Annotated in this window: 9 protein-coding genes and 2 pseudogenes; 7 read left to right on the forward strand and 4 right to left on the reverse strand. The window is 58.3% G+C overall.

Annotated elements, in window-relative coordinates; translation table 11 throughout:
• Positions 1 to 59: 59 nt before the first annotated feature.
• From NLM33_RS41545 to NLM33_RS41565, 5 genes and pseudogenes are all read left to right on the forward strand, one after another.
• Positions 60 to 269: a hypothetical protein gene (locus NLM33_RS41545; protein WP_254104199.1), complete on the forward strand. Its 210-nt coding sequence runs from the start codon at positions 60 to 62 to the stop codon at positions 267 to 269.
• Positions 263 to 1,042: pseudogene (locus NLM33_RS41550) on the forward strand (reverse transcriptase domain-containing protein); the annotation flags it as partial. The gene NLM33_RS41545 and the pseudogene NLM33_RS41550, both read left to right, overlap by 7 nt.
• Positions 1,043 to 1,174: 132 nt before the next feature.
• Positions 1,175 to 1,690 (forward strand): annotated as a pseudogene (locus tag NLM33_RS41555) (ArdC family protein); the annotation flags it as partial.
• Between the two features lie 803 nt (positions 1,691 to 2,493).
• Positions 2,494 to 2,907: a hypothetical protein gene (locus NLM33_RS41560; protein ID WP_254104200.1), complete on the forward strand. Its 414-nt coding sequence runs from the start codon at positions 2,494 to 2,496 to the stop codon at positions 2,905 to 2,907.
• A gap of 376 nt (positions 2,908 to 3,283) precedes the next feature.
• Entirely contained in the window at positions 3,284 to 4,168 is an 885-nt protein-coding gene (locus NLM33_RS41565) for a sugar phosphate nucleotidyltransferase (protein ID WP_254104201.1), read from the forward strand.
• An 851-nt stretch (positions 4,169 to 5,019) separates the two neighbouring features.
• On the opposite strand, the gene NLM33_RS41570 is transcribed toward NLM33_RS41565, so the two are convergent.
• Together NLM33_RS41570 and NLM33_RS41575 are read right to left on the reverse strand one after the other, a co-directional pair.
• Entirely contained in the window at positions 5,020 to 5,598 is a 579-nt protein-coding gene (locus NLM33_RS41570) for a hypothetical protein (protein WP_254104202.1), read from the reverse strand.
• Between the two features lie 489 nt (positions 5,599 to 6,087).
• Positions 6,088 to 6,489: a CesT family type III secretion system chaperone gene (locus NLM33_RS41575; RefSeq protein WP_254104203.1), complete on the reverse strand. Its 402-nt coding sequence runs from the start codon at positions 6,487 to 6,489 to the stop codon at positions 6,088 to 6,090.
• Positions 6,490 to 7,070: 581 nt separating this feature from the next.
• Between NLM33_RS41575 and ltrA the strand changes: the two genes are divergently transcribed.
• A complete protein-coding gene (ltrA, locus tag NLM33_RS41580; RefSeq protein WP_254103067.1) occupies positions 7,071 to 8,333 on the forward strand; it encodes a group II intron reverse transcriptase/maturase in 1,263 nt (420 codons plus the stop codon).
• A 1,221-nt stretch (positions 8,334 to 9,554) separates the two neighbouring features.
• Positions 9,555 to 11,354: an HrpF/NolX family T3SS translocon protein gene (locus NLM33_RS41585; RefSeq protein ID WP_305880508.1), complete on the forward strand. Its 1,800-nt coding sequence runs from the start codon at positions 9,555 to 9,557 to the stop codon at positions 11,352 to 11,354.
• 99 nt (positions 11,355 to 11,453) lie between these two features.
• Here the strand turns inward: NLM33_RS41585 and NLM33_RS41590 are convergent, their stop codons facing one another.
• Both NLM33_RS41590 and NLM33_RS41595 read right to left on the reverse strand, forming a co-directional pair.
• The gene (locus tag NLM33_RS41590; protein WP_254104204.1) at positions 11,454 to 11,858 is read right to left on the reverse strand and encodes a recombinase family protein; all 405 of its coding nucleotides are present in this window, start codon (positions 11,856 to 11,858) and stop codon (positions 11,454 to 11,456) included.
• Entirely contained in the window at positions 11,848 to 12,018 is a 171-nt protein-coding gene (locus NLM33_RS41595) for a hypothetical protein (RefSeq protein ID WP_254104205.1), read from the reverse strand. The genes NLM33_RS41590 and NLM33_RS41595 overlap by 11 nt, the downstream gene beginning before the upstream one ends.
• Positions 12,019 to 12,499: the final 481 nt, after the last annotated feature.

Below are 12,499 nucleotides of genomic sequence, written 5' to 3' on the forward strand. Positions count from 1 at the left end.
AGATCTGTCCACGCGGCCGGTACAAGGGCACGGGTACCATCGGGCAGTACAAGCGTCAGATGAAGTTCGCCGCGTCGATGACACCAGCCAAGCACATTAAGCGCAGATCCCTCGAAGGGATGGCGCGACCGAACGATGGTTACCTGATCGGGATAGTCGTCGAGATGATGAGCGCGGTGGTGGGTAATCTGTCGAGTAGTCTTTCGGGAGTCTCGATCATGATCGGGTCCTCCGGTTTGTCGAACATCGAGTCGGTGATCCGCGCCTGATCAGCTTGATCCGGCGCTGGTTGAAAGCGGGCGTCTTGGAAGACGGAGCGGTGCACCCGAGCGAACAAGGAACGCCACAAGGCGGATCGATCAGTGTACTTTTGAGCAACCTCTACCTTCATTACGTTCTCGACCTCTGGTTCGAACGCGTGGTGAAGGGTCGGTTGCGGGGCGAAGCCCGACTGGTGCGCTATATCGACGACTTTGTGATCTGCTTCCAATATCGATCGGACGCCATCCGCGTACAGGAGGCCTTGCGTCTTCGGTTGGGGAAGTTCGGCCTCACTCTAGAGCCGACCAAGACCAAGTTGGTCGAGTTTGGTCGGTTCGCGCAAAGACACGCGGGCAAACGCGGCAGAAACCGCCCGGAAACAATCTACTTTCTGGGTCTGACGCTCTATTGCACGCGAAACCAAAAAGGCAACTTCAAGGTTGGGATGCGCACCGAGAAATCTCGGCTAAAGCGCAGCCTTATGTCTCTGCAGGAGCTGATGCGGCGAATACGGCATTACAAGATCAGTGACCAGGCCGGTGAAATCAACGTCGTCCTGCGCGGCCACTATGCCTATTACGGCGTCGCCGGAAATCTCCGGAGTCTCGTAAAAGTTTATCGGGCCGTGGAGCGTTACTGGCGCGGAATGCTGCGCAGCCGCAGCTGGGCAGGCCGACGCCTCACTTGGGACGCCTTCAACCAAATCAAAGAACGGACACCGTTGCTGAAGCCTAAGCTGCGCCTCCCTTATCGGGAGCTGCAAGCGCTTGCAGTGCTGTGAACCAACTGTCGAAGAGCGTCGGTGCGGGAAATCCGCACGCCACGTTCTGTGGGAACCGGGGGCGGGCGACCGCCTCCGGTGACCCGGTGCCGAGAGGCGTTCTCTATGAGACGCCTCCGGCCTACCCTATTTGAGCAGATTGAAGGCTTGCCGCAGCATTTCTACGGCCAGCCGGAAAAGCCGAGCGAGACTGTCGAGCGCATTGCTCACGCTGAAGCGTTCTTTGCGGCAACTGGCGCGAACATTGTCCATGGCGGTAGCCGCGCCTGCTACGTGCCGTCGACCGACAATATTCACATGCCCTGCATCGATTTCTTTTGTGATGCAATCAGTTACTATGCGACGCTCGCGCACGAATGTACGCATTGGACGAAACACGAAAAGCGCCTCAATCGCGATTTTGGCCGCAAGCGCTTTGGTGATGAAGGTTACGCAATGGAAGAATTGGTGGCCGAACTTGGGGCGGCTTTTCTCGCTGCCGATCTCGGCCTCACACCAGAGGTGAGGGAGGATCATGCGTCCTATATTGCCTCGTGGATCAAAGTTTTGAAGCACGACAAGCGCGCAATTTTCACCGCATCTTCCCATGCGCAGCGCGCGGCCGATTTCCTGCATGGATCGCAGCAGGAGGAGTGCGCTGCGGCTTAGGCGGGGAGGGCGTCTGCCCCTACCGAAGCCCCTGCTCACCGGCGCAGCCCAAGGCTGCGCCGGTGATGCTAGTTTGCCCGGACGCTTGCTGGTGCGCGGACGGATCACGATGCTGGTATGTTTGTCGAGATGATCCACAACCTTGCGCAATTCGTGGCACCTGCGACGCCTTCGTCGAAGCCGAGATCATTGGGTATCTCAGCCGTCCTCGCACTCGAAGCATCGCCAGACTGGTGGGCCCTTGTCTCTTTGCGGCGAGACCAAGGTCATCGCTTGCTTGCAGCGGGGGCAGATAGGGATCGAGGCTGATCGAGGCATGTTGCAGTGCGTTGCACAGCTAAGCCGAAGCCGGACTAGGTGGGGGCTTGGTCGGTGACAATGATGAAGCTAAGTCACTCCGCAGTTTTGACACAGCCTCACCATGAGCCCTTTCCGCTAGCCGCTCAGCGAATTCGAGTACTTGTTTGCGTTCGGCCTCATCGCATATGTGTAGAAACGCCCGCATCAGCCGGAGCCCCTGCAATTCAAGCAAGCCGGATGAACAGTTGTCGTTCATAGTTGAAGTCCTTGCTACGATCGGCTTCTCTAGGCGTTTCTGCGCCAGATTGCAACGGTGGTTCTGGGCCGCTGCAGGTTGCAGACTGTTTCTTGTTTTGCTGCCTGATCCCAGTCAGCGATACGGGACGAGTCCAATGAGTTAGCAGTTTCGCACCTAAAAGGTCCATCCAAGCTTCAAACCCGACACGTGAAAGCGCTGGGATCGGCCGTAGCGCAGCCACGCACAGTCCATTACGATTGCCTGCATGAAGGAATCAAAGACGCAGCTTGAACTCATCGGTTGTTATGACTGCGGGACGCCGGTCGCCTTTTCGGCCGTCGCTTGCCCTACATGTGGGTCGAGCGAGCCGCTCGGGCCTTACGTGCATAGTCCGCGAGAATTGAAGCTGCACCGGATTGAGGAGAAGAACGACCAGACCTTGATGAGCATGACGCTCTTGTGTTGTGGGATCGGGCTCTTCTTCGGTGCGCTGATCGGAGGGATTTGGGCGGCCTTCGTGCCAGAGGGGCGCCTTGCGGATTTTTTGGGGGGCTGTCGCCATCCGACTTTTCATGCATTTTCTCCAGGAGGCCTCGCAAAGATCGCCGAAGATCTATCCGCCTACGTCGAACTATCGCGGCGTTGGGACGGAAAGCCACCTACCAAGGCTAGGAATTGATCCGAAAGAAAAGAACACGTCACATATGGGTTATGAGCGTCGTGCTCGACAAAGGTTCGGGGTGCTAAATCAACCGCAATCTGTCCTCATCAACGACATTGATCGACTGGCTGACCCGTCGCTCGCAGTAATGCTCCGCGTTCAGATCTGCTGCAGCCGCAATCTCATCCTTTCTCATGGAAGCGCATGATGGCTTGCTGATGGACGCGGTGTGGCAACGATTTTGGGCACAGCTCTTGGTGACCCCGCCGGGGTCCGCCCCTCCTACGGCATCGATCTCGACGTCCGGAACAAGGGCTTGCGGCGTCTCACCGCAACTTTGAAAATATAGAACTGACATTCTAGGATTCACAGGCGCCACCAACACGAGAGGGCTATGGTGTCCGAAATTCCGAGCTATGCCATTATCCTAGTGGCAGGAGTCGGTTCGCGCCTGCGTCCTTTGACCGAGGTTCGACCAAAGCCATTAATTGAAGTGGTTGGTATCTCGATCTTGCGCAACGCTCTCCGAAATCTCGCGGCTCTTGGCGTCGCCGAAACGACGGTCGTAGTCGGGTATCGCAAGGATGACATCATAGCGTCGTGCGGCGATACATTCGGAAAAATGAACATCAGCTACGTCGAATCTTCACACTTCGATCATACCGGGAGCGTCCATTCGCTTTGGCTTGCACGCGAGACCCTCGTAAAAGGCGACATATTCTTGCTAGGGGGCGATGTCTTTTTCGAGAGTTCCGTTTTTACTCGGATGCTCGATCATCAGGGTGATGTCGCAGCAATCGACATCTTCAATGAAACGATGACCGGATCGGCCGTGATACTCTCTGAGGGCGGTTACCTGCGCGAATTCCGGATGAACCAGGGGAGTGTCGACCTATCGACGGAACCACTCTACAAGTCCATCAACCTCTTCCGCTTCGGCAAGTCCACTCTGACAGAGAACCTCGTCCCGCGGTTAGATGCCCATTTTGCTTCCGGCGGCCGCACCGCCTATGTCGAAGAGGTTCTTGCTTGGCTGATCGCCGATGGTGAGCTGCGGATAAAGGGCGCGCTTTGCGATGGCCTTAGGTGGTCTGAGATCGACAGTGCAATAGACCTCGACACAGCCAACGGATTTTCAGAGGCCAGCGACGAAAGCCCTGACTTGCGAGCTGCAAACTGCCGCCGTTTGCGAATGAAGACCGATTTCCGGAGCGGAAGGACCCCTCAAGTCGAAATCGTTGATCCAGAGAGCCCTTTCGATGATAGCGCGACCTACTAATAATCCATCTGCGGCAAGAGATCATCAAGCGACGCGGCCGCACGCAGCCGATCCGCCTTCTGTCGCCACCTAAATGGGCACCAGATCGGCTTTCCAAGCCGGGCCGGCAAGGGGGGATTGGGATTGGCGGCCAATATCGATGTATGCCGCCAGCTGACCCGCGGGGCTGCAGCCCAAGTTCCCAAGTTCTGGGGCAAGCATAACGTTACCGCCTAGCGGACCGTCTATGGTCGGCACTCCACTCCCTGGCTCCATGTAGACGGTGTAGATTTGGCCGTTGATCCGCAAATTTGTGCTCTCAAGCGGTGTCCTCGGCACGTCGCCCCTTCTGATCAGAGCGCCGACCAGGAAAGGCGGAGCCCGGTCGCGGCGGTGCTCCCAGCCCAGGCCGACGAGGTGCCCGACCTCCCCCGAGGATTGACCCACGAAACTCGGAGCAGCCTCACCAGACGACGATGGCCCACAGATGTCTGGCGGCGGAGCATTCAAATCCCGACGCGACGGGAGCTCCGTACCTTCTTGCCGCACCGTAGGTGAAACCCTGCTGCTGCCTGCAGTTGGCGGCACCCCGACCGGCGGCGGCGCCTCGGGATCACTGGAGTGCCTACTGGCACCACGGCCACGACTGGCGTTTTCGGCTTGCCAGGTCAGTTCGCGCAAATGCGTTCCGGCAGCCAGCAGTCCAATCCATGGCCTACGCAATTCCTCGGGCACGACATTCGAGATTTCTCCAACAAGTTGCCGACCGACGGCACGTTGTGTCACCCGATCGATTGCATCAATCATAGTGAGCCTTGACGGCGGATCTGCCTCGACAGAGGTTTCCTCAGCCAGACGACCACGCCAAATTCCTACGGGCCTGTCGGGCTCGGCAAGACGGGCGGCACGTCGACGGCCTCGGTCGCAGCGGATATTGCCGGCCAGCGGAGATCGAAGCCTCCCGCGTGGTCGATGCCGTTGCGTTCTCGTACCCTGTGTTGTCCTGACAAGTTGAAGCCGTATTCTCCGATACTGGCCGCGAATCCTGGCCAGCTCACCAGGGCATCGTGCGAAACAAGTTGGAAGACATAAGCAACGAAGTTTGCGACCTCACGGGTGTAGCAGTAGGCTGTGTTGGCGTTGGACAGAATCACGGCTTCGTAGGCCTTGACCTTGTCCTTCGATGAGCTTCGAAGATGCGAAAGAGCACTTATGCCGGTGTGCGCCGCGACGCCGAATGTTACCACGGCCGCTGCCACGCTGGGTAAGAGACGCGAGAGCTGGCTTGCGGGTACGTTGGGCGTTCCCGCGACCGAGAAGGCCGGCGATTGCGCTGACCGCTCACCGCGAAACCCCGTCCAATAGGCTTCCGTATTGCCTCTCCCCCCGCCAGGTGTGCAAGCCCGCTCTTGCACCCGCGACCAATCCCATCGCCAGATTGACTGCGGCATGTGCCGCCATCCACGTATCGTCGACCTCCCGTGGATCTTTCGGGTGATCGGAAAATACGTGCACCACCGCCTCACCAAGGCGACCAACAAAGGTCTCGAACGCACCCAGGGCTCCGTTCGCGCCCAATAGCGCGGCCGTCCACCCCCACCATTGGGGCCGGCCGCTCGGGAGAGCATCTTGATGCTCCGGCCATGCGTCCTCAGCAGGTGGCGGCGCGACGCCGTCCGGAAGTAGCGACTCTACCCGCCCCGCAGCATCCTCTTCTGCGGCAAGCGGGCTTCCAGCCTCTGACGTCCCCACACTGACAATTTCACTCGTCATGGACAGTTGTTCAGATGTGCTTTCGTGCGTTCGTCGCTGGTCATCGGTCAGCGTGGGCGGTCCGCTGGCGTTGTCTCGATCCCAAACGCGCGAAGGCGTTGGATCGCTTGTGCATCGGCCCTGAGTGACAGGCTCCGCTGCACGGTCCGCCACATTTGAATTGCCGGTCATCGCCCCCCGCTCCGCCCGTCCCGCCAGGCTTTGGCCTGCAGCGCCAGCGCATCAAGCAACGGCGCGAACGTTGGCGGGTCGATCTGCGCAAACTCGAATTTCTGTCCTAAGACAAGGTGTCGACTCGACGGATTGACGAAGAACAGCGGCGCGCCGAGCAGGAAGTTCTCAAGGTTTCGGGATAATGCAAGTCTGACCAAGTCATGCTCGGCGATCGTTGTGACCATGCCTGCGTCAAGTAGTACGGCGGCTATGTCGTGCAGCTCCCCGCATGGATGAACGAACGTGCAGACAACGTCGTGCACGATTAGCGTTCGATCCCGGGCGAAGTCACCAACATCGTTCAGGCTCATTACATTGGAATAGTGACTAAGCCACTGAGAGAACGTGCGTGCCACAAGCGATTATCCACATCAGTCATTTTCACGTGTGCTGCAGAAGTTGACGAACGAGGAGAAGTTGAAATGACTTAGCCTAATTGAAGACGAGCTGTGCGATTGATGAGGGTAGGCCCCTCGGGATCGGCTTTCAGGAGCGGGTCTCAAACCACTTCAAGCTGCTGCGGCCAAAATCCGTGGTGGTGAGCGTTGAAGACAAAGCGCGGGGAAGACCCCGCGCAGGTATGTGTCCGGGAGACGAATGAAAATGAACCCTTCGATCACGCGTCGTTATACTTTCAAGTACCGTCAAAACCAGGGGTGGTGATTCTCCTGCGATAAACCTGTCGGAGGCCTGATGACTGGACAGGTGGCGGTCGGCGTAAAGGGGGCGTGAACCGGATACAGGCGATTGCACGGAACTGCAGGAACCAGTTCTCCGATGCCAAGGGAGAAGCACAAGCGGCCAAAACCGCGAGGCGAGAGTACCGATGCGGATAACTGGGGCGGACCGACCCGTACGAGCGTTGAAAGTCTGTAATGGGACTGGAGCAAAGGGGTCGGGTCAGGCGGTGGCATTCACCGAAACAACTGGAAACAGGATGAACTCGACGAATGCGACAAACAAACCGTTCAACATCGAGAAACGTCTCGTGTACGAGGCGTACAAAGCGGTCAAATCCAACAAGGGCGCGGCCGGAGTGGACAAGCAGACGATCGACGAATTTGAGAAGGCTCTGTCAGGAAATCTGTATAAGATCTGGAATCGAATGAGTTCGGGAAGCTACTTTCCCCCACCGGTGCTCGCCGTCTCCATTCCGAAGAAGACTGGAGGCGAACGGATTTTAGGTGTGCCCACTGTGAGCGACAGAATCGCGCAGATGGTGGTCAAGCAGGTCATTGAGCCGATTCTAGAACCAATCTTTCTTCCAGACTCCTACGGGTACAGGCCGAACAAATCGGCGCTGGATGCTGTAGGGGTCACGCGACAGCGGTCCTGGAAGTATGACTGGGTGTTAGAGTTTGACATCAAGGGTCTGTTCGACAACATCGACCACGATTTGATGCTCCGGGCTGTCCGGAAACACATAACGTGCAACTGGGCTGTGTTGTACATCGAAAGATGGCTCAAGGCGCCCATGATGAAGGAAGACGGAGCCATCATCGAGCGAAGCCGCGGTACCCCGCAAGGGGGAGTGGTCAGCCCGACTCTGGCGAATCTTTTTCTCCATTACGCGTTTGATCTCTGGATGACGAGGACGCACCCCGACCTCCCGTGGTGCCGTTATGCAGATGATGGACTGGTGCACTGCCGTACCGAGCTAGAAGCAGAAACCCTCAAGGTTGAGCTTCAAGCCCGGTTGGCAGAGTGCCATCTGGAGATGCATCCAACGAAAACCAAGATCGTCTACTGCAGAGATGGGAATCGCAAAGGCAACTACCCGAATGTCAGCTTTGACTTCCTCGGATTTTGCTTTCGCTCCCGTCAGGTAATGAATTCCCGAACCAACTCGCTGTTTGGAGGATTTACTCCAGCAGTCAGTCCATCGGCAATGAAGACCATGCGGGAAACGATTCGGGCCTTGAACTTGCGCCGGCAGACACACCTGTCCTTGCAGGACCTAGCCTCAGAGATCAATCCTCTCCTCAGGGGATGGATTGCATACTATGGGCGCTATACTCGGTCGGCACTGTATCCCTTCCTTCGATACGTCAATCAGACGCTCGTGGCGTGGGCGGTGCGGAAGTTCAAGCGCTTCCGCCGCACTAAAGCTGGTGCGAGTCAGTTCTTCCTAAGACTCGTCAAGGAAAGTGCGGAACTCTTTGTGCACTGGCGACTCGGTATGACTGGGACGTTTGCCTGATGGGAGCCGGATGACGGGAGACTGTCATGTCCGGTTCTGCGAGAGCCCCGGGGTGAAATTCCGCGGGGCTACTCCCCTTTAAACCTTGCACGTCTCAAGCGTGTGACGTGCCGAATACATCGACGCTCACGGCTCCCTCGAAACCAGCGGACCAGTGAGGTCATCGGCGCGTAGGCCCATGATGAAGGGCGATGTTTTCAATGGCGAGCGCTGGCCGCGCTAGCGCGCGCCCTTGGCGGCGGTAATCTGGTCGTCGCCGCGCAGATGACACTCTCTCCCAACTTGGTGTAACCGAAAACTTGTCGGCTCGCTTCTGCGAGCGGCGGTACGAATGTTGGCGTTATCCTCGGTTGAGCGCCAGTTAAGAGAATCACATGACGCAAAATGGATAGAATCAATGTGGCGCCCATACAAAATTGGTGACCCTGTTGGTGTTACAACAATAGGCCGCCGTGATGAGGCGCGGAAATTCGCTTATTCCTGATCAAACCTTACGTATCGGAAATTGGTGCTCGACTTTGCGACTGCTAAGCGAGATGCAACAACATGCGTTCGGTCAACTACCAAAACTAGTAGGCGATTTAAAAGACGGAAGCATGCTGACCAGACACGTCGAGAGCACGCTGCAGCTTCCGGCAGAACTCCTAGATTTGCCATCGTCATTGGTGGATCGCTTTCAGACGCGTCAGCTTCTTGAAAGCTGACCTCCCTAACATGAGAGCCTGGGTCGCTAGACGGCGCTGTCGCCTATCGACCGTAACGGAAATGAACGTCGGGCCTGGCGCGCAGGACATGGTGGCGACATTTTTGGTGAGCCGCCAGGCAGTGGGCCAGGTCCCGGTCAACATTTCCATCAGGTCTTGCTTGTTGTTCGTCGTGAACACGGCGGCGCCACAAGACGCACTTGTGACGGTCATCAATGTCACATCGGGGATGCACTATGTCGCTCAGCAACCTTTCGCCAGCCAGCAGCGGAAATCAGCCTCAACCGGCGTTTACCCCCGGGGCCACGTTGGCTCTGGGACCTTCTGCGTAGACGCCGGGCCTGACCCAGCAAAGCGCATTTTCGAACTTTGGATTGCGAGGCAGTTGAGTGAGCGCCTTACGAGATGAACAGTCACTCAAAGGTCGACGTACCCCAAAAGTTCGGCATCCTTCTGACCGATAGGTTGGACTCGGGCTCCTCAAACAACCTCCACCCTCACATCCGAGGATAATGCTATGCAGCTCAACACCTCTTCGTCATCCGCCAGCGCGGTTCCAGCTCTGTTCGTGCTTGCTCCGGGAAACACGGCCGTGAGTCCTTCCGTGCAGCCGCCCGGCCAGCAAGGCGACCCCTTCGAGGCCATGTTGTCCAGTTGCGCGCGGGAAGCTAAATCCGAGCTGCCGTCCCCGCCACCAGAGCTGCTGGACCCGAAGCTGCCTGTGCCGGAGGATCCCTTGGATCTGCTGCCGGCGAATGTGAAGGCGGCGGTTAAGGCAGCGGAGGAGGGCGTTCCCGCACCGGAAATGTCGAACGTCACGTGGAATGGTGGCACGCTGACCAATGCCGAGTTGCAGATCGTGGCAGTGCTGAACCGGCACAAGGACCAGCTCGACTGGCTCTCGCTGGCAAACAAGGTCAACGAGGCAAACAAGGTCAACGATCCGTCGACGCCGCCGGATCTGAAAGCCGCAATCGAGGGATTGCTCCAGGACCGCAACCTCTTCGATGCGATCACAGGGCTCGTTCCCCCCTGTGGGATCACAGGGGCCGTTCCCTGTGGAGTCCCATTCGCCCTTAGGTTGGGCACGTCCGCCGCCGACGATTTGTCCCACTTCTGCAGCCATCATCCGCAGGTTGCCGCATTCCAGGAGCAGCAGGCGCACGGCTACGAGCAGAACTACATTCCCTCTGATGGTACCGGAAATGGCCAACCGTCAGTCATGACCGTGAACGACGCAATGCGCGAGCTTTACCGGTATTCCGACTGCCTGCCCAAGAACCTGAGCCTGGCGGATTTCAAGCAGATCGTCGACGGCAACGCTCAAACAGGCAAGAGCCCGCCGCAGGTGATCGCGGCGGCTCAATACTTCCTCGACCACCCGGATGCCTGGAAGCAGCTGTACGGTGGTGCGATTGATCAGGTCCACAAAGAGGATTTCCTTCAAGTCGCTTCATCGTCGATGGGCCTCACGCAAACCGAGCTGAACACGCTCGACACGATCAACAAGAATCAGGGCGCCTTCTTTGGAGGCGGCGTGCTGACCCGGGACAAGCTGGCGAGCATGGCCGAGGACAAGAGTCTTGATCCGAAGGTACGGCAAGCGGCCTCGCAGCTGCTCTCGGATCCGCTATTGTTCGCACTGCTGAACAATTCGATTACGGGCTACAAGACCCATCACAAGTTCTTCGACTTCGGCGGCGGCCATACCGTCGATTCTGGCAATATCAGCAACAACGACTTCACGAACTTCTACAGCAACATGTCGGCTGCGAACCGCACCGTTCAGCAGACCAAGACCCATATTCCCAAAACCGCGGCCGAGCAGTCCGCGGTGGCGGACATGATGATGGGCGTGGCCGACCAGCCCGATATCAAGTCTGTGAAGAAAAATGGCGGCGCCCTCATGCATGCGCTCGACGACGTGACCAAAGTGGGCTCGAAGGTTCTTGATTGGACCGCCACGGCGGTCGGTGCGCTCGGCTTCATTCCGGGTCTGGGCGAACTGGCCGATGCAGCATCAATGGTCATCGAGTGCGAGTCGCAAGCGGCGAACCTTTTGCACACCGCTATTAGTGGGGGCAATATGAAGCAGGCGCTGGAAGAAGCCGGCCTCGGTGTCGCGGCGCAGGCGATTGGCTGTATCTCCGGGCCCGAAGTCAAAATCGCGATGCGCGAGGGGCTAGCGAAAGAACTAATTGAAAGGGCCGCGAATGCCGGGGTCGACTTGACGGTCTCGCAGGCGCAATCCCATGCGGAGGACTATTTGAATAATCTGAAGGAGCGCCTCGAGGCCAGTCCCATGCAAGCCGCATAGGCTCCGAGCCAGGTTGGCACGACGGCATCGTCGCAGAAGGTGGCCTGACGGGCGCACTTGCACTCCTCGATACGTGGAGGGCTGCGCACTGCTGATGTTTCAGGTTAACTCGCTGTGAGGGAGAAAGCGCGAGAGCGTTAGCTTTCCTTGCGTCGAATCTGAATTGGCGTTCGCGTTCAAATCGTCCGTCGGCTGTTGCCAGTCCCGGCTATTGCGGGCGAAGCGCGAGACCTCCCGCGCACAGACTGCGCCGACCTTGCCGAGGCAGACTTCGGCCACCATCCGCTCGGAGCCCGCGCGTTGGACGCTGCCGGCAGCGGAACGTCCAAGATCATCGTCGATCACCTCGATCTTGGACCACCCCAGCGCCGTCAATCGGTCGCGCATCGCGTATTGCAACGCGCTGCTCTCACGATTGTGCAAAACCCGATGGGCGGAGGACTGGCGCACATAGAGGATCGCCTTGCGCTCAAGGTGGTGAGGGCGGACCTTGTCACTGACCATGACCGTCTTCTCTCTTCGCGAGCGTTGCGCTCAGCCGCGTATGGTCCAGCACCAGCTGCGTCATTAGGTTCACCAGCGCATCCTGCGCCTCCTTCGGCAGCTCCCGCCACTCTAGAACCCCAACGGCGCTGTGCGCGATGCCACCCGCGAACAGGTCCATCTGATGCATGCCGAACCGGGTTCGCCGATATCGCCGTCCTGCTTGCCATGAGCCTCTCCCCGATTCTGGTCGTGAGAGACTCCGCATGCACCGGAAAGCGGTTCACTCAATGATGATGCCGCGCTCTTGACCACTGAATCGAGAGGCGACAACAACGCGCTGAGCGCTTCCAGGCTGACAAAGGGCTCTGCCGTTAGGCTGCAACCCCGAGCACATGCCGCGCGGTCGAACATCCAGGATGGGATCTCCAGAAAACGCTGCGTCTCCGATCCATCCACCGTGCAGCGGAAAACAACGCCGTCCGCCTTGTCGATCACGGCATGGACGAAAACCTCGCGGCCTGCCCAAGGGTGATGCCGGTACAGAACCTCACGACATACGGTCCCGTGGGGGTTCTCAAGCCTTGTTGTACAATTGCCGCCGTCCACATTCGAGCCTTGACGGCAGCACACCGGAGCAAGCCTACTTCACCTCGCTGCCG

The organism is Bradyrhizobium sp. CCGUVB1N3, assembly GCF_024199925.1.
GTDB lineage: Bacteria > Pseudomonadota > Alphaproteobacteria > Rhizobiales > Xanthobacteraceae > Bradyrhizobium.

Excerpts from the sequence above, each read along its gene's own strand:
- NLM33_RS41545 (WP_254104199.1), top strand. The coding sequence starts at position 60 with ATGAAGTTCGCCGCGTCGATGACACCAGCCAAGCACATTAAGCGCAGA.
- NLM33_RS41560 (WP_254104200.1), top strand. The coding sequence starts at position 2,494 with ATGAAGGAATCAAAGACGCAGCTTGAACTCATCGGTTGTTATGACTGC.
- NLM33_RS41565 (WP_254104201.1), top strand. The coding sequence starts at position 3,284 with ATGGTGTCCGAAATTCCGAGCTATGCCATTATCCTAGTGGCAGGAGTC.
- NLM33_RS41570 (WP_254104202.1), bottom strand. The coding sequence starts at position 5,598 with ATGCCGCAGTCAATCTGGCGATGGGATTGGTCGCGGGTGCAAGAGCGG.
- ltrA (WP_254103067.1), top strand. The coding sequence starts at position 7,071 with ATGAACTCGACGAATGCGACAAACAAACCGTTCAACATCGAGAAACGT.
- NLM33_RS41585 (WP_305880508.1), top strand. The coding sequence starts at position 9,555 with ATGCAGCTCAACACCTCTTCGTCATCCGCCAGCGCGGTTCCAGCTCTG.
- NLM33_RS41590 (WP_254104204.1), bottom strand. The coding sequence starts at position 11,858 with ATGGTCAGTGACAAGGTCCGCCCTCACCACCTTGAGCGCAAGGCGATC.
- NLM33_RS41595 (WP_254104205.1), bottom strand. The coding sequence starts at position 12,018 with ATGGACCTGTTCGCGGGTGGCATCGCGCACAGCGCCGTTGGGGTTCTA.